The sequence below is a fragment of the Vibrio sp. PBL-C16 genome (genome assembly GCF_034321865.1).
Lineage (GTDB): Bacteria > Pseudomonadota > Gammaproteobacteria > Enterobacterales > Vibrionaceae > Vibrio > Vibrio alginolyticus.
This window is the reverse complement of the sequence record NZ_JAXLNY010000001.1, coordinates 880,716-897,483: the sequence shown is the minus strand read 5'-3', so window position 1 is coordinate 897,483 and position 16,768 is coordinate 880,716. Positions and strand designations below refer to the sequence as shown.

At 43.6% G+C, this 16,768-nt stretch carries 19 protein-coding genes; 8 read left to right on the top strand and 11 right to left on the bottom strand.

Annotation, left to right across the window (positions count from 1 at the left end; genetic code table 11):
- Positions 1–5: 5 nt before the first annotated feature.
- Together UQW94_RS03795 and UQW94_RS03790 are read right to left on the bottom strand one after the other, a co-directional pair.
- A complete protein-coding gene (locus UQW94_RS03795) occupies positions 6–491 on the bottom strand; it encodes an acyl-CoA thioesterase (protein WP_005375279.1) in 486 nt (161 codons plus the stop codon).
- Positions 492–636: 145 nt separating this feature from the next.
- On the bottom strand, positions 637–1,542 hold the full coding sequence (locus UQW94_RS03790) for a DMT family transporter (RefSeq protein ID WP_322142008.1): 906 nt from the start codon (positions 1,540–1,542) through the stop codon (positions 637–639).
- 98 nt (positions 1,543–1,640) lie between these two features.
- Between UQW94_RS03790 and UQW94_RS03785 the strand changes: the two genes are divergently transcribed.
- The gene (locus tag UQW94_RS03785; protein ID WP_005385013.1) at positions 1,641–2,429 is read left to right on the top strand and encodes an AraC family transcriptional regulator; all 789 of its coding nucleotides are present in this window, start codon (positions 1,641–1,643) and stop codon (positions 2,427–2,429) included.
- Here UQW94_RS03785 and UQW94_RS03780 read toward each other — a convergent pair.
- On the bottom strand, positions 2,424–3,341 hold the full coding sequence (locus UQW94_RS03780) for a M14 family metallocarboxypeptidase (RefSeq protein WP_182016444.1): 918 nt from the start codon (positions 3,339–3,341) through the stop codon (positions 2,424–2,426). The genes UQW94_RS03785 and UQW94_RS03780 overlap by 6 nt on opposite strands.
- Positions 3,342–3,513: 172 nt before the next feature.
- Here UQW94_RS03780 and UQW94_RS03775 point away from each other — a divergent pair, with 172 nt between their 5' ends.
- Positions 3,514–4,419, top strand: a complete 906-nt coding sequence (locus tag UQW94_RS03775; protein WP_017821242.1) for a DUF808 domain-containing protein — start codon at positions 3,514–3,516, stop codon at positions 4,417–4,419.
- Between the two features lie 95 nt (positions 4,420–4,514).
- Here the strand turns inward: UQW94_RS03775 and pyrC are convergent, their stop codons facing one another.
- Positions 4,515–5,543: a dihydroorotase gene (pyrC, locus tag UQW94_RS03770; protein WP_085569333.1), complete on the bottom strand. Its 1,029-nt coding sequence runs from the start codon at positions 5,541–5,543 to the stop codon at positions 4,515–4,517.
- 155 nt (positions 5,544–5,698) lie between these two features.
- Positions 5,699–5,863 (bottom strand): YqaE/Pmp3 family membrane protein, encoded by a 165-nt coding sequence (locus UQW94_RS03765; protein WP_005375297.1) that lies wholly within the window; start codon positions 5,861–5,863, stop codon positions 5,699–5,701.
- Between the two features lie 267 nt (positions 5,864–6,130).
- Between UQW94_RS03765 and UQW94_RS03760 the strand changes: the two genes are divergently transcribed.
- Entirely contained in the window at positions 6,131–7,948 is a 1,818-nt protein-coding gene (locus UQW94_RS03760) for a hybrid-cluster NAD(P)-dependent oxidoreductase (RefSeq protein WP_322142007.1), read from the top strand.
- Between the two features lie 98 nt (positions 7,949–8,046).
- Here UQW94_RS03760 and nadE read toward each other — a convergent pair whose 3' ends face one another.
- Positions 8,047–8,877, bottom strand: coding sequence for an ammonia-dependent NAD(+) synthetase (gene nadE, locus UQW94_RS03755; RefSeq protein WP_005375299.1), 831 nt, complete (start codon positions 8,875–8,877; stop codon positions 8,047–8,049).
- Positions 8,878–9,055: 178 nt separating this feature from the next.
- On the opposite strand from nadE, the gene UQW94_RS03750 reads away from it, so the two are divergent.
- Positions 9,056–9,589: a nicotinate-nicotinamide nucleotide adenylyltransferase gene (locus tag UQW94_RS03750; protein ID WP_005375300.1), complete on the top strand. Its 534-nt coding sequence runs from the start codon at positions 9,056–9,058 to the stop codon at positions 9,587–9,589.
- Positions 9,590–9,603: 14 nt separating this feature from the next.
- Positions 9,604–10,086, top strand: coding sequence for a hypothetical protein (locus tag UQW94_RS03745; RefSeq protein ID WP_005375301.1), 483 nt, complete (start codon positions 9,604–9,606; stop codon positions 10,084–10,086).
- A gap of 109 nt (positions 10,087–10,195) precedes the next feature.
- Here the strand turns inward: UQW94_RS03745 and UQW94_RS03740 are convergent, their stop codons facing one another.
- Positions 10,196–10,804 carry a hypothetical protein gene (locus UQW94_RS03740; RefSeq protein ID WP_064369671.1) on the bottom strand — a complete coding sequence of 203 codons (609 nt, stop codon included), beginning with the start codon at positions 10,802–10,804 and terminating at the stop codon, positions 10,196–10,198.
- 191 nt (positions 10,805–10,995) lie between these two features.
- On the opposite strand from UQW94_RS03740, the gene UQW94_RS03735 reads away from it, so the two are divergent.
- Complete coding sequence (locus UQW94_RS03735) at positions 10,996–12,105, top strand: 1-acyl-sn-glycerol-3-phosphate acyltransferase (protein WP_005385027.1); 1,110 nt, start codon at positions 10,996–10,998, stop codon at positions 12,103–12,105.
- Positions 12,106–12,178: 73 nt separating this feature from the next.
- Here the strand turns inward: UQW94_RS03735 and UQW94_RS03730 are convergent, their stop codons facing one another.
- On the bottom strand, positions 12,179–12,778 hold the full coding sequence (locus UQW94_RS03730) for a hypothetical protein (protein WP_005375305.1): 600 nt from the start codon (positions 12,776–12,778) through the stop codon (positions 12,179–12,181).
- 319 nt (positions 12,779–13,097) lie between these two features.
- Between UQW94_RS03730 and UQW94_RS03725 the strand changes: the two genes are divergently transcribed.
- The gene (locus UQW94_RS03725) at positions 13,098–13,370 is read left to right on the top strand and encodes a YnjH family protein (RefSeq protein ID WP_064369672.1); all 273 of its coding nucleotides are present in this window, start codon (positions 13,098–13,100) and stop codon (positions 13,368–13,370) included.
- An 88-nt stretch (positions 13,371–13,458) separates the two neighbouring features.
- Here UQW94_RS03725 and UQW94_RS03720 read toward each other — a convergent pair whose 3' ends face one another.
- Positions 13,459–13,758 carry a YfcZ/YiiS family protein gene (locus UQW94_RS03720; protein WP_042521564.1) on the bottom strand — a complete coding sequence of 100 codons (300 nt, stop codon included), beginning with the start codon at positions 13,756–13,758 and terminating at the stop codon, positions 13,459–13,461.
- 607 nt (positions 13,759–14,365) lie between these two features.
- On the opposite strand from UQW94_RS03720, the gene UQW94_RS03715 reads away from it, so the two are divergent.
- Positions 14,366–14,827, top strand: coding sequence for a TetR/AcrR family transcriptional regulator (locus UQW94_RS03715; protein ID WP_005385033.1), 462 nt, complete (start codon positions 14,366–14,368; stop codon positions 14,825–14,827).
- Positions 14,828–14,939: 112 nt separating this feature from the next.
- On the opposite strand, the gene UQW94_RS03710 is transcribed toward UQW94_RS03715, so the two are convergent.
- Both UQW94_RS03710 and UQW94_RS03705 read right to left on the bottom strand, forming a co-directional pair.
- Positions 14,940–15,722 (bottom strand): heme ABC transporter ATP-binding protein, encoded by a 783-nt coding sequence (locus tag UQW94_RS03710; protein ID WP_005385036.1) that lies wholly within the window; start codon positions 15,720–15,722, stop codon positions 14,940–14,942.
- A complete protein-coding gene (locus tag UQW94_RS03705) occupies positions 15,722–16,759 on the bottom strand; it encodes an iron ABC transporter permease (RefSeq protein ID WP_322142006.1) in 1,038 nt (345 codons plus the stop codon). The genes UQW94_RS03710 and UQW94_RS03705 overlap by 1 nt, the downstream gene beginning before the upstream one ends.
- Positions 16,760–16,768: the final 9 nt, after the last annotated feature.

Genomic DNA, 16,768 nt, shown 5'->3' with positions numbered 1-16,768 from the left:
GCCAGTTACTTGAGGTATTTAACGTGTGCTTCCATTTCTTCCCCAATCTCTTTACGCATGTTCATAAGACGGATAGCGGATTGCTCTAAGGCTTTGTCTTCATCTGACTCTGGAATCCATTTCGGTACATCGGTTGGTTTTCCGTTTTCATCTACAGCAACCATGATAACGATACAGTGAGTGGTGAGTCTGTTTTTCATTTGCTTTGGATCACTAGCTTGCACGTCAATCGCAATGTGCATTGAGCTTCGTCCGGTATAAATGACTTTCGCGCTAACTTCGACTAAGTTGCCGACATGAATCGGAGCAACAAACCGAATGCCGCCAGCATATGCGGTAATGCAATATTTACCACTCCACGCTGCAGAACAGGCGTACGCTGCCAAGTCGATCCATTTCATTACGGCGCCGCCGTGCACTTTTCCGCCAAAATTTACGTCGCTGGGTTCTGCTAAAAAGCGAAGGGTAATGTCTCTTTGACCACTGCTCATCTGTCTTTCCTTGATGGGTTATTGTTTTCCCAATTTAGCAGCAAGATGAATTTTCGGGAATAGCGAATGAAACAAAATTTTAACTTTTATTCGAACGCTGGAAGTGACAAGCCACAGCGTAGTTCTGTGGCTTGGGGTGTAGATGTTAATTGGCGGTAGAGGCAATCTCAGAATTGGATAATGGTTTTCTCTGTCTTACTTTTACTTGCGACAGGATAACGCCAGAGATGACTAACAACCCACCAATAATGTGGTAAGCGTAAATTTTCTCACCAATTAGTGTTGAAGCAAGTATGACGGAAACCACAGGCATTAGGTTCATGAACATAGCACTTGAATCAGCACCAATTGAATCAATCGCTTTGACCCACATCAGCGGCGCGAAAATGGAAGCAGCAATACCAGCATAAGCGATTAATGGTAGCGCGTCTTGGCTTGTTAACAGTTGCTCACTAGAGAGCCAAAGTGGTGTGAGCATCAAAACAGAAAAGAAGCCCTGCATGTAAACCAGAGTCAAACTACTGAATGGCATTTTCCAGCGTTTTAGCAGAACACAATAAGCCGCGTATACCATGGCAGCAACGAGCATTAAGCTGTCACCTTGCGTTAAGTCTTGATGTAAAAAGTAAGTGATATCACCGTGACCAAGCATAAATGCCAAGCCGCCGAGCGAAATGACACCACCGACGATACTTAACATTGATATAGATTTACCGAGCAATGGGACACTTAAAAACACACTGATCAAAGGAACTAAAGAGGTGATCAGGGCCATATTAGAGGCCGTTGTTGTTAAACCGGCATAGTATCCAAGTGACTGGTTGAGAACCATACCAAGTAACGCAAGAAACGCCAACTTAGCTAAGTAAGGTCGAATAATGTGTCGTTGTTTGATGATTGCAGGCAGGCAAAATGGCGTTAGGAGTACCATTGCGACAAACCAACGGTAGAAACTCATCGCACTTGGTTCAATGGCGCTCGCAGCCATCTTGTTCACAATTGAGTTACCACCCCAAATCATAACGGTGAAAAACGGAAGTAAATAAATCATGAGAACCCTATAGCACAATTATTGATGGCGCTAGTCTGGCAGGTCTTTATAATAAAAAGTATCTCTTAAAAGACATCGTAAGCGATAGGAAGACAATTTTGAAAAAGAGCGCCAGAAATCTTCACCCCTCCTTATCAATCGATCGTGCGCCATCAGATGTATTTATGAATTTCGAAGCGTTTCTCTCTAATACAGAAACACGAATTCATAGCCACCCTTGGGGGCAAGTGCAACTGATCAGCGGTGGGATTCTGGAGATGGATGCAGAAGACACAAGATTTCTAGCACCTCCACATCTTGCTATTTGGGTTCCCGCCGGAATTCGTCACACTAGCTACAACCGTAAGCCAATCGAATATTGTTCTTTGAATATTGCCCCTGAATTGACGGCGCATTTTCCAACTAAAACGAGCTTGATCAAAGTGACTCCAATCGTGTCATCTATTATTGAGGACTTTCGTCAGCGAGACATTAATGTGGCGCAAACTGATGAAGACAAGCGCTTGGTACAAGTGTTATTGGACCAGCTTGCAAAGCAAGAAGTCGAACATCACTTTTTACCGACTACCGACAATAAGTATCTTGAACCGATTTTAAAAGCAGTAGAAGAATCGCCGACGGATGAGATCAGTTTGGCGGAGTGGGCGGCAAAAGTGCATACCACAGAACGCACGTTAGCGAGACATTGCCAGAGTGAGTTGGGCATGAGCTTTACTGAGTGGCGCTTACGTGTGCGATATTTACATTCTATGGAGTTGCTGCGTAAAGGGCAGACTGTGAAAGAAGTCGCTCTGACGTTAGGTTATAACCAAGCTAGCCCTTTTATCGCGATGTTCAAGAAATACTCCGGCATGACACCGGAGCAATACAAGAATCGATTGTTATAGCTGAGCGATTATGTAATTCAAACCACCAACTACGGCTGCAACCTGTGCATCGTTACATTCTTCGTCGGTCACCATTGGGCTGTCTGGGTACACTTCCGTTGTCGTGCCGTAAACGCAATTTGTTACGCCGCCACATAGGCCCAGCTTTACCATTGGGTAGTTGATAACGCCAAACTGTACGACGGGTGAACCAATGATTTCGCCGTTTTCATCTGCTGGTGCAATGTGAGTCACTTTTGCAACTGACTCAATGACCGCTTTTTGGAAGTCAGGCTGAGGGTTTTCACTATCTCCCACCGTGTAAAAGCCATCTGGGATCATACCTTCAATGTACTCAATACCATCACGAGCAGCTAAGGCTGGACGGAACTCAGTTTCGTCAGAATCTGTCGTTTCATGTAGATCAATGTGCATTAACACATCGCCTAAAGTTGCAACTAGCTTTATGAGGTTAGCGGACTCTTCGGCAGGGCTATCCTTATAGAAAGAGCGGTTTGGATCAATCGCGTTTGGATTCCAGCGGTTGATCACCTCGTAACCCCAAGGGCTTACGCAGGGTGCAACGACAATATTGAAATGCTCTGCATAGCGCTCTGCTTCTGTTTCTACAAACTTTAATGCGCCATGTACACCGCTGGTTTCGTAACCGTGCACGCCGCCTGTGACCAACACAGCAGGTTTAGTTGAATCCCAATTGCGTGTTTTGATACAAAACAGAGGGAAGCGTGCCTCGTTGTATGAGAGCGCACCATATTGTTCAACATCAAAACGCTCGCGTAGGGCATCGATTTTACTGACGACTTCATCTTGGTAGCTACGTTTTACTTCTTGCGTTGCTAACCAAGCTTTACGTTCTTCTTCTTTCCAAGGTTGGCCAGGAGTACCGATCGGGTAAATGTATCCACTTTTCATCTATACTTTTTCTTTTGACTGCTGAAAGGTATCACAAGACTAGACCTGTCTTATCTTTACGGCAATATAAAACACCATTTGGGGTGGTATTCTTTGCAAAATCATCACTTTGATGAGTGATTCATTGGTGTTACATTTTGTTACTTACTCAATTTCATATAAGAGACAAAAAATGGCTGGAGCAAGTTTACTCACACTGTTGGACGATATTGCCACGGTGCTTGATGATGTCGCCTTAATGTCAAAAATGGCGGCAAAGAAAACCGCAGGTGTGTTGGGAGATGATCTAGCGTTAAACGCTCAACAAGTGTCTGGTGTTGCATCTGAGCGAGAGATTCCAGTGGTTTGGGCGGTTGCAAAAGGCTCATTCAAAAATAAATTGATTTTAGTTCCTTCAGCTTTACTTATTAGCGCGATTATTCCATGGCTTATTATGCCATTATTGCTAATTGGCGGCTTATTTCTCTGCTTTGAAGGGGCAGAGAAAGTACTTGAGAAAGTGTTTCCTCACTCGCATCCGCACGAAGAAAAAGAGGAGCTAGTTAATACTGGCGAGTCGATAGAAGAGTATGAAAAGCGTAAAGTTTCTGGTGCGATTCGAACAGACTTTATCCTTTCAGCAGAAATCATCGTGATTGCGTTAGGTACCGTGACAGGAGCCAGTCTTGTTACGCAAATTTTAGTTGTCAGTTTAATTGCAGTGATTATGACGGTTGGAGTTTATGGACTAGTCGCTGGGATTGTGAAGCTAGATGATTTAGGCCTTTACCTTGAAAGTCGCTCAAACGGTAAAGGTTGGGTGGCGAAAGTCGGAGGGGCCTTGGTCGCTTTTGCACCAAAGTTGATGAAGTTGTTAACCATTGTAGGAACTGCTGCGATGTTTTTGGTGGGTGGAGGAATTGTGGTGCACAACGTGCCAGCCATTCATCACTTTGTAGAGCCGATTATTATGAACTTTAGTGGTCATTCGGTTGCTACAGCCATTTTGCCTATTTTACTGAACGGTATTATTGGCTTTGTGGCGGGGTTGGTTGTGGTTGCGGTATGGACGATGGTTGAAAAGCTTCGTGGTCAATAATCACATCTAAAACATGAGACGATAATAACAAGGGTCATGACTTCTTTTTACAAAAAGCATGACCCTGTTTTATGGGTGAAACGTCAGTAAAGTACTTACTTCACTTTCCACTCGATCTGTTCATTTGCTCGAATAGGCACAACGATATCATTGCCAAATGGCATCGTTTCTGGCACATCCCAAGCGGATTTTTCTAACGTTACCGTATCTTTGTTACGTGCAATGCCGTAAAAATCAGGACCGTTGAAGCTTGCGAAAGCTTCCAAGTTTTCCAACTTGCCTTCTTTTTCGAAGACTTCTGCATAAAGCTCTAGCGCTGCGTGTGCAGTGTAAGAACCAGCACAACCGCAAGCCGATTCTTTTGCCCCTTTCGCATGTGGCGCTGAGTCTGTACCTAGGAAAAACTTCTTGCTACCACTAGTTGCTGCTTCGATCAGCGCTTGCTGGTGGGTTCCGCGCTTAAGAATTGGCAAACAGTAGAAATGAGGTTTAATACCACCCACAAGCATGTGGTTACGGTTGAAAAGAAGGTGGTGGGCAGTGATGGTAGCCGCTACGTTGTCTGAGGCGTTGCTAACGAAGTTTGCTGCGTCGGCGGTGGTGATATGTTCTAGTACGATTTTAAGATTAGGGAAGTCATTGACGATAGGAGCGAGGACAGTATCAAGGAATTCTTTCTCTCGGTCGAAGATATCAACATCGTGATGTGTTACTTCCCCATGAACCAAAAGTAACATTCCTACTTCTTCCATCGCTTCGAGAACGTGGTAAATGTTCTTCGCATTGGTCACACCGGAATCTGAGTTTGTGGTAGCGCCTGCAGGATAGAGCTTGGCAGCAACAATGTGTCCGGTTGCTTTAGCCTTACGTATTTCGTCTGGTGTCGTGTTATCTGTAAGGTAAAGCGCCATTAAAGGCTCAAACTGTTCGCCATGTTGCTCTTTGAGAATTCGGTCACGGTAGGCTAGGGCGAGCTCAGTTGTAGTAACAGGTGGGACGGTATTTGGCATAATCAGCGCACGGCCATTGTAGCGGCTGATGTCGCGAACGGTGTCTTTAAGAACTTCCCCATCGCGTAAGTGAACGTGCCAGTCGTCAGGACGAGTGATAGTCAGTGTTGTCATTAATTGCTCCCACCATTGAAAAGTTGTCTGATTGGAGCCTAAGCGCCGTATTTGCTTTTGAGCAAACGCTTGCGCTTAGGCGACAGGATGATAGAGGAATTGCCCTCATATTTCATCTCATTTTTCAATTTTATAAAGAGTGAGAGTGTAAGTGGTTACTTCATTGTTAACCAAAGCGCGTGGATCGTACCTGGTAGAAAGAAGAAACACGTCAATATTAGATTAATCAAAAAGTCTTTATTTAGACCTTTCTCCATAAACACCGCGACAGGCGGAAGAAAGATACATAACAAAATCAGAACCAGTTTTCTTGTATCCATAATTAAGCTCCAAATCGATAAATGGGAGTAGTGATAACTTGGGTGAATTATGTGTGTCGTATCACACTTTATCAAACGGTATTTGGTCAGAACGGTGTTAAAAAACGCGAATATTGAGTGTAGTAAATACTTGTCACTAAAACCAAATTTATAAGAATGTGGTTTCGAGAAAGTTGCAATGGATGAAGAGGCAGCAGACTCTGCAACTTAATGTGATTTGAGTATACAATACCGCAACAAATAAAAAACACCCGTAGGAAGAAGGCCATGTCGCAACCCGTTTTATCCCAAATTAATGTTTTTCCGGTTAAGTCAGTTGGCGGATTATCGCTGTCGTCCGTATGGGTTGAGAAGCAAGGATTGAGCTTCGATCGTCGCTTTATGATTGCGAAAGCTGATGGCTCGATGATCACTGCGCGAAAGTATCCGCAAATGGTAACCATTAAGTCTGCCTTATTGTCCGATGGAGTGGTGTTTAGTAGTTTGGGTATGGAGCCACTTAAAATCCGTTACCAAGATTTCAAAATGCAGGAGACACCTGCAACGGTTTGGAAAGATACATTTACTGCCTATACCACGACAGATGATGCAGATGACTGGTTTAGTCGTGTGTTGGGGCAGCGCGTTGAGTTGTTGTTTAGTGGTGAGCAATCGAATCGTGTCCGTGAAAAGCTAGGTCAAAACGTCAGTTTTGCTGATGGTTATCCGGTTTTAGTGATCAGTCAAGCTTCACTTGATGAGCTGAACCGAAGAAGTTCAGAGCTACACTCAATGGATCAGTTTCGTACTAACTTAGTTGTCTCTGATACTAAACCATTTGAAGAAGATTCATGGAAGCGCATACGAATCGGTGAGGTAGAGTTTGAGTCTCTCAAACCTTGCGAGCGCTGTATCCTGACTACGGTGAATACCCAAAGAGGCACATTCCGTGAGAGCAAAGAGCCGCTCAAAACCTTGCAACAGTTCCGTGCAAACGATCTCGGTGGTGTGTTCTTTGGCCAGAATCTTGTCGCGCGAAATGAAGGCATTATTCGTCAAGGCGATAAAGTTGAAGTATTGGAGTACAAAGAGCCGGAGTTTTACGCAGATAACTCGCCAGTGCGCATGAAGCTTACATGTGTTGAGCGTGAAGAAATTGCCCAAGACTTTGTGACCTTATGGTTAGAGCCAAACAAAGGTTCGTTGCCTAATTACTTGCCGGGACAACACCTGCCAATAGAGGTGAATATTGATGGTAAGAAAGTGGGTCGACGCTATACCTTATCATCCAGTCCTTCTCGCCCGGGTCGTTATGCTATTTCTGTAAAGCGTATCGCGGGTGGAAGAGTCTCTAACTCACTCTTAGACAACTTACAAGTCGGTGATGTTTTAGAGGCAGAACAACCTGACGGTCAGTTCCACCTTAAAACGCATGAAGCGCAGCCTCTGCTGTTACTCTCTGCGGGTAGCGGAGTAACGCCAATGTTATCAATGGTGCGTTACTTAGCGGATCACAATCAGTTGGATAACGTGGTTTTCTACCATCAATGTCGCACCGAGAATGATATTCCTTGTCGCTCAGAGTTGGAGCAGTTAAAGCGTGAGCACCCAGGGCTAGAAGTAAAAGTCTGTTTAACGCAACCTGCTGTTGATTGGTTTGGTTTGAAAGGGCGTTTAAGTTTGTCACACATTAAGCAAATCAAAGATGTTGAACAGCGGCAGGTGTTTGTGTGTGGCCCGGATGGCTTTATGGATAAAGCAAAAAGTCTTCTACTAAGAAAAGGGCTGCCAGAGGAAAACTACCATCAAGAAGCGTTTGGAGTTTCTTCTCTTACGTCAAAGCCAGAGAAGAGTCTCGCTATTGACTTTAATGGAACTAAATTCGTAGGCAACAACCAAAAAACGTTGTTAGATCAGCTCGAAGATGCTGGGAAGGTCATCAGCAATAGCTGTCGTGCAGGCTTATGTGGTGCCTGTAAAGTTCAGCTTACGTCGGGTCAAGTACATCATCCGGACGTGCCCGCGTTGACTGATGAGGAACGTGCAATGGGAACCGTATTGGCGTGTTGTGCTGTGCCAGAGACGGACGTAACAGTAACCAACTAGGCGAGAGCACCTTTTTCCTTCGACAAAAACTGTTCCTAGACAAGAAAACGCTGCTATTTTTAGCAGCGTTTTGAGTTTTAAAGAGCTGAAAATATCGCTTAGTCGTAAATCGTCGGGATTGGCTGGCGTTTGTGCTGCGTTGCTTTGTAAATCGCTACCAAACGGTCACTCACTTGCTGTGGAACGGGTTTGCCCTCTAAGAAATCGTCGATTTGCTCGTAAGTTAAGCTTAGGGCATCTTCATCTGCTTTTTGTGGAGCAAGCTCTTCTAAGTCTGCTGTTGGCACTTTCTTCACTAGTTGCTCAGGTGCACCCAATGTAGCAGCCACTTCACGAACTTGGCGTTTACTTAATCCGAACAATGGTGCCATGTCACAAGCGCCATCACCAAATTTAGTGTAGAAACCAGTGATGTTTTCTGCTGAGTGATCAGTACCAAGAACAAGGCCGCCTACGTAGCCCGCGATCTCGTATTGAGCAACCATGCGAGCACGCGCTTTTACATTGCCTTTTACGAAGTCGACTTTTGCTGCATCAGTTGGTAGAAGATCTGTGCCTTCTAATGCAACGTGAGAAGCCGAATGAAGCCCGTCAACACCTGCTTTGATGTTCACCGATACAGAATGGGTTGGCTGAATAAAAGACAGAGCGAGCTGAGCCTCATCTTCATCTTTTTGCTCCCCATAAGGCAGGCGAACTGCGATAAATTGGTAGCTATTGTTGCCCGCTTCTTCGTTCAGCTGGTCTACAGCCAACTGAGCTAAACGACCACATGTCGTTGAGTCAACGCCACCGCTGATGCCAAGGACAAGAGACTTACAGCCCGCTTCTTGCAATTTACGCTTAATAAAAGCGACACGGCGTTCAATTTCAAAATGCGGATCAATTGAAGGGAGTACGCGCATTTCGTCACGGATGGATTGTTCCATTTAGGGTTCCTTTTCCTGCAAATATTTCAGACTCTAAAGCACATTTGCTCAAATGGTGATAAACCATACAGTTGAGGCTCATTAAACGCGACTTTAGGGTCAAAAGCTGTAAAGATTAGTAGTATCATACCGAAATCATCAGATTAGAAAACTCTCTTCAACCAGGTAATCACCGGATATGAAAAAAATCGCCATTTTTGGTAGTGCATTTAACCCACCTAGTTTAGGGCATAAAAGTGTTATTGAGTCTTTGAGCCACTTTGATCTTGTGCTACTTGAGCCAAGCATTGCACACGCTTGGGGCAAGAACATGCTTGATTACCCAACTCGGTGCAAAATGGTTGACGCGTTCATCAAGGATATGGGGCTTTCTAATGTTCAGCGTTCTGATGCAGAGCAAGCTTTATACCAACCTGGACAAAGTGTGACGACCTATGCGTTGTTAGAAAAAATTCAAGAAATCTACCCAACTGCCGATATAACTTTTGTCATTGGTCCTGATAATTTCTTCAAATTTGCTAAATTTAGTAGAGCTGAAGAGATTACGGAACGTTGGACTGTTATGGCATGTCCTGAAAAAGTAAAAGTCAGAAGCACAGATATTCGCAAAGCACTGGCCGAGGGTGAAGAGATCGGTGCCTATACAACACCTTCCGTACGTGATTTATTACTTAGTAAAGGCTTATACAGAGAAACATTGTCTGGGAACTGAGAGGTCAGATTTTCATGGTCAGAGTCGTTTTATTTAGTGCATGTGCGCTGCTTGTGGTGACACAAGCTCATTCCGCGTGTAACTATTTTTCTGATCGTTCCGTGGTGTTTGAAGATAACACTCTTCCAATCTGTGAAGAAATTTTAGATTCCATCGGCGTGTTAAGTACTGAAGCATTGATTTGGTATGCAGCGGAAGCGAAGCTTGAAGGACCAACAGAAAACTATTGGGAGGAGTGGGCGATTAAGCCGGAAGAGACCCCACTTCTAACTCAAAACTTAGAAAAGAATTACTTTGGTCTTGGTTTTTGGATGCCGGAAGAGCTCCGAGACGAAGAGAGTAAAATGGATACAGAAGAGTGGCTTCGTAGTCACGGGTTGATGTTCAGCGTTGGTTTTGGTGATAAATCAGACGGACAGCCAAGAATGCGATTTGATTATCGTTGGCACGAATATTATGACGCTGACTGGATGATGCAGATAGAAGTACCTTTCTAGACATCTCAAGCAAATGAAAAAAGGGCGTACATTATCAATGTACGCCCTTTTTGTTTTAATCTACTTTCTGTGTCCGTAATGCTGAAGACGTAGCTTGTTGAAGAGCGAGTTATAGCGCTTCTCCAAAGACTAAAAAGCAAAGCTGTTCATATTCTTCGGTGTTACCAGCAAAAAGAGAGTCAACAATTTGCTCTTCCTTCTTCCCCGACAGTTTCATTTTTCTTGCTTCACGTAGTGTTAGTACCAAGCAAAGCTCTTTAGAAATATTCATGTCACAGCCAGGAGTCCATTGATTGATGGTTCTCGTTAACGTTGAGTGCGCTAGTTTAGGAGACAGCGTCAATACTTCATGTCTTACTACTGTCAGTAGATCGGTTTGCAGATCCGAGCGTTCGGCAGTTGTTGCTAGCTTCTCGACGAGCGCTTTTAGTAGCGGTGAAGGCTTCACAAAGCCCGCCTGTTGTGAGAACTCGTCATTTAAACGCACAGAAAAATCACAACGATATACACGAGAATTAGGTAAAAAGGTGAGGGAGCTCAAACATCCTTGAGGAATCCAAAAATATTGGCCTGGTTCAATGGCATACTCCTGCTTACCCAATTTAATGACGGCTAACCCTTCGATGACAGATAGTAGACTGTGCTTCAGTGCTTTTTTACGCGCAGCTACATCAAGAAAGGGGTATTTAGCGTCGTGAAATTCAATTGCGTAGTTCATTATGAGTACCAGTGTTTTTTGGCGCTAAGGGTAACGTTAAACCCATACGATTCCAACCTGCTGAGAGAATTTTTTAGCATGATAAATGGTGGCTTAACTGGTATGACCATGTTAAAAGTATGGGTTGAAATGCTGCTTGTCAGCAAAACTATGCGTAAAATGTGCCAGCTTTTTTTGATATGTAATGAACAATGACAGCCAATACCGATCCTTATATTGAAATTCGTCCTTACAACGACGAAGAAATTCCAGCAGCGCTGGATCGTCTAATCCAAGATGATGAATTTATCACTGCTATCCTAGAACATCGCTTTGCTAATAAAGCAGCGTGGTTCAAAACGCTAATGAGCCCGATCCTGCGCATCTACCTGAAAGCTAAGTGGAGCAAGCTTGATTCTGTCGAAGCAATTCAGATTGAAGTGAAGAAGTATCTGAAAGATACATTGAATAAGACAACGGATGGCGTCACTTTTTCTGGTTTGGATAAGCTGGATAAAAACACGTCATACCTATTCGTTTCTAACCACCGTGATATTGCGATGGACCCTGCGCTCGTAAACTATGGCTTGTACCAAAGTGGGCACCGTACAGTTCGTATAGCGATTGGCGATAACCTGCTGAAGAAGCCATGTGCGACAGAATTGATGCGACTCAATAAGAGCTTCATCGTTAAGCGCTCTGCTAAAGCGCCTAGAGAAATGATGAAAGCATTGGGACAACTGTCAAGCTATATCAAACATTCGCTTGATACTGGCAATTCAATTTGGATTGCCCAAAAGGAAGGCCGTGCTAAAGATGGAAACGACTTTACTGATCCTGCGATTTTAAAAATGTTCCATGTTGAAGGTCGTAAACAAAAGATCAGCTTTGGTGAGTACACGCGTTCTCTGAAAATCGTTCCTGTCTCGATTGCCTATGAAAATGATCCATGTGACATTGCCAAAGCAAAAGAGCTGTACGAAAAAGCAGAAAATGGCCGCTATGAAAAAGGCGAATTTGAAGATATCGAAAGCATCATTCAAGGTATCGTTGGCTATAAAGGCCGTGTACATGTTGCGTTTGGTGATGTGATTGAGCAAGAGTTTGAAACGCCGGAATCTCTTGCTGGTGAAATCGACCGCCAAATTCACAACAACTACAAGTTGTACCCAATCAACTTGTTAGCTGCTGGGCATGAAGATTCGAGCATCATTACGGAAGCGGTTAAGCGTCATCTCGCGGATAAGTTGGATCAGCTACCTGAAGGAGCAAGACCTTATTTGGTGGCGAGCTATGCTAATCCTGTGAATAACCAAGAGTAACTTTCGTCACTGAACTCGTTGATTCAGAATGCCTTAAAGCCTCGGTCTGCCGGGGCTTTTGTTTATCTGCTCTTTAAGGTGCGACGGCGCCACCAAGGGTTAAATTGCTGGGCCATTTTGTGATCCTGTTACCACCTAAATAGATATTCCCTTTCACCGTCATTGTGTCTGGAAATACTTTCAGCGCTGATCCTCCAATATAAAGATTACCATCAACCACCAATCCTTCAGGAAGATCAGAAATGGGAGTGCGAATAACACTTAGATCACCTTTTACTCGAAGTTTAGCTGGAAGCGCTTTTAGCGGTGTATCTGTCAGATTTAGGTAACCGCCTAGTTTGATGCCTTTAGGCCAGTTTTCGATCTTACTACCTAGTAGGTTTGCATAGCCTTTTATCTTTGTTCCTGAGCGAATAACTTTGAGTGCGCTGTTAGTTGCTTCCAGACTGCCTTCAACATCAAGCCCTTTAGGCAAGGTTTTGATAGGGGTTTGTGAGATGTTTAAGTTGCCCTTTACCACTAGGCCAGAGGGTAGTTGGGTGTAAGGCTTGTTTCTAAGATCAAGATTGCCGTAATTATCGATGTGACCAAACTTAGAATAGTAATCTAGCTCATATGCCAAAGGAGACGAGCAGAGCAGGATTGAAGTAAGGCATAGGGAAACAAAACGCATAGTCAAAGAGTTAGTTAAATACCGAGATCAACAGGTGCTTATCTTATACTTAAATAAACCTATTATGCATTTTTTGCTCACAGTTTTTGATTCATAACTTAAATATTCAAATTAGAGATACACGTTAAAAGTGTGCGCTTCTTTACTGCGCTAAGTAACTTCAAGCTTACTAAAATGAGATAAATTAAATGATTGAATGTGAAGCAGATTCAAGCGTAGAGGTGAGAAAAATATCAGTAGATATTTGAATAATATGAGATTCTTCCAAGAACTTCACAAGGGTCCTTGTTAGTATTATTGAGGTTTGAGGGAGATTTTCATGAAGTTAAAAAGTGTATCTATTTTTACCGCTGGTGTTTTTGCAGTACTGCTGTCGGGTTCCGTTTTTGCTAAATCATACAGTACACCAGAAAACAAAGCGCTAATAGTTGCTGACGGTAAGGTAGGTCAGCGTATCTGTTACTACGATGATAAAGCCTACACCGCAGGGGCCGTGATTAATGTTGAAGGCGTATTACTGATGTGTACCGCTGAGAACGATTTTGAAACCAATGGCTCGTTAAAGTGGGTCGTGTTCAAAAAAGACAAATAAACGCGCCGAAGTTGTCTGTTTCATTTAGAGCGGTTTAAGATTAAGAGATTGGAAAAATAAAAAGCGAGCATCATGCTCGCTTTTTTCATTAACGCGCGAGTGAGCGAGTTTTTAATTCAAAGATAAGTTTTTCAGCACTTACTTCAAATTTGAATCGAGCCGTCGCTTGGTTCGATTCTTCGGTTATTTCTGAAACATTGTATTCAACATCAACACATACTGATTTAGCGAGCTCGATGTATTTTTGTAGTTCAGACTCTAGCTCTGTTTTTGTCTGTGCGAAAACCGTTACGTCGGCAACTTCGTCACCTTCTTTGATGATAAAGCCTATCTCGCCAGCACAGCCGCAGGCCTCACATACTTGGTTTTTTTCTAATTCGACACTCATAACGAATCCTCTTGTAAATACTAAGGGTATTCTATCAGGTATTTGATCTGTATCTACAAAAATGACGACTTTTGCGTAAAAAAGGAACAGAATAGGCACTTGTTAAGTAAGGGTTAAAGATTGGATTACTAAATCATCAAGAACGTTAATGTGATATATATCAACATTTAAAATCAATTAACGAACATAGTGACGAGATTTTGCTCAGTCCAGTTGAACTAATGGTTAATTTATAAGACTATTTCTTGATTGATTATTTTTAATAATTATCATTCTTGGTCTTTGAATAGTTTCGATGAATAATTGGCGCAAGGTTTTGATGAGACTAACTTTTCGCCTTATTTTGAGTAGCATGTATTGACAAAAACATAACTGAAAATTACACATTACGCAGTGTAAAGACGTTATGGTTTGGAACTCGACATGATATTAAATAGTCGCAATACATATACCCAAAGCGCTTTCAAGTGCAGCGCTTAGCAACCTGATTTCTAGGTTTTCGCTAATCGAACCGCATCGGCGAGCAGGGTATAATGCTAAGAATGATTTCATTCTGGCCTCATTTAATAGTGAGTTAGATGGATTTACAAAGAGAAGAGCTTAAAATATGCCAAAGCGTAGTAAAGAAGATACCGAAATCACTATCCAAAAGATCATGGATGCCGTCATTGATCAGCTACTCAGATTAGGTTACGACAAAATGTCGTACACGACGCTAAGCCAGCAGACAGGTATATCGCGTACCGGTATTAGCCATCACTTCCCTAAGAAAACGGACTTCACCGCCGCACTGGATGGCCGTATCTTTAAAATGTTTATTGAACACTTAGAGTTTGATAAAGGATTAAATGCATTTTCACAAAGTTGGATTAAAGCGCTGGAAGATGCTGAATTCCTCGCGATTTTACGACTGCTATTCCATCACATTGTCACCGCTGAAAATGCGCAAGAATTTGCTGCTAATGGTATTGACCGCTTATACAAAATGGTTGAAAGCCAGTTTGGTGCGGGTGGTGACAAAGAGCTTGAGTGGTTGATTGGTCGATCATTGATCCAAATGAGCAAGTAATAGCCTTTAAAGCACCAAATTCTGCCACTATCAAAGCAAAGGCCCGCAACTCTCATATTGCGGGCCTTTGTCGTATCGAAGTGTTTTCGAGACGGCTTAGAGGAGATACGCTTTATGCTGCGGCATGCACTTGAGGGAAGTCTAGCGTCGGATGTTTTGTCACAATAGATCGATAGCCATAAACTTGCTCAATGCGCTCTGACGTTAGTGCATTCCATGGCGTGTCATCACAAACTAGTTTCCCGTTATGCAAGAGTACAAGGCGGTCTGCGTACTGAGAGGCTAGATTCAAGTCATGTAACACCACAACCACCGCTGCGTTTTGTGCTTTTGCCGTTTCACGAGCAATTTTTAACGTGTTGTGTTGATGGGCGAGATCCAACGCTGAGGTAGGTTCATCAAGCATTAAGATTCGTTTTTCGCCAGATTGATGTAGTTGTGTCATCACTCGTGCTAGATGCAGTCGTTGCTTTTCTCCACCAGATAAAGACGGGTACAGGCTTTCTGCTAAATGCAATACGTCGGTTTGTTCCATGTAATGTAAAGCCAGTTTAGTGGTTTCTTTATTGGACAGTGATAGCGGTATTGCCCCCAGCTCTACTACTTCTCTGGCTAGAAATGGGAAGGTTAAGGTGCTGTGCTGCGGGAGCATTGCAATATGTTTGGCGCTTTTTTCAGGCTCCCAATCATGCTTTTGTTTACCGAAGTAGGTGATGTGATGATTCGAAGAGATCTCACCGCATAGAAGCTTGAGCAAAGTACTTTTACCTGCGCCATTGGGGCCGAGTAGGGCGGTCACTTCACCAGCTCGGATATCAATGTTGATGTCATCGAGCACCACACGGTTGCCATACGTCATCGAAATGTTTTTCCCCGATAAAACGATCTGGTTCATTACAAAATCTTCCCTTTTTGCTGGAACAATAAGTAGATGAAAAAGGGCGCGCCAATCAATGCGGTCACGATTCCAACTGGTAATTCAGCTGGTGCCACTGCAACACGAGCAAACATATCTGCGGCAGTAAGAAGCAGTGCTCCCATTAAGGCAGATATTGGTAATAGCGTTCGATGGTCAGGCCCAGCGAGCATACGCCCTAAGTGAGGAATCACGAGCCCAATAAAGCCAATTGCACCACTGATGCTCACCGTAATACCAACACCCAGTGCAGAAAGTAAAATAAGCTGACGTTTGAGTTTTTGAACCGGAACTCCTAAGTGTCTTGCTTCTGATTCCCCTAACAACAGAGCATTCAGCGCCATCGACTTCTTCTGAAACCAGAGCAATAGGATGACGAGTGTTACAGCAGATAGAGCAATCCCTGACCAATTTGCACCAGCTAATGAGCCCATCGACCAAAGCGTCAAATCTCGCAGCATCTGATCATCTGCGATAAAGTTCATGTAGCCAATCGCAGCACCCGAGAGCGCACTGATGGCAACGCCGGCTAACAACATAATTGTAACTGAGGTACCAAACTTACTTGTGCCGAGTTTATAAACGAGAATAGTCGTTAGTGCACCGCCAAGGAAAGCAAAAAGAGGCAGAGCCGCTAAGTTCATTAGTTGCGGATAGTTTTGGCTAAATTCAGCAAATACAACAATAGCGAATGCACCACCAAGAGCAGCGCCAGCAGACACACCAATGATACCAGGCTCGGCTAATGGGTTACGGAACAAGCCCTGCATAATCACACCACAAATTGCTAAAATGGCGCCGATGAACATACACAAAATGGTGCGAGGCAATCGGATTTCGTTAATGACCAACTGAATGTGAGGAGCGAGATCAGAACTGCCTCCCGTTAGGCTACGCAAACTGTCAGCAAAGCTAATGTTCATTGGGCCAACGGTAATAGAGGCGATAGCAATAAATGCTAAAAATCCACTAAGCACTGATAACGTCGTTGAAAGGGGGATGCGTCTTAACAACATGTCATGTCT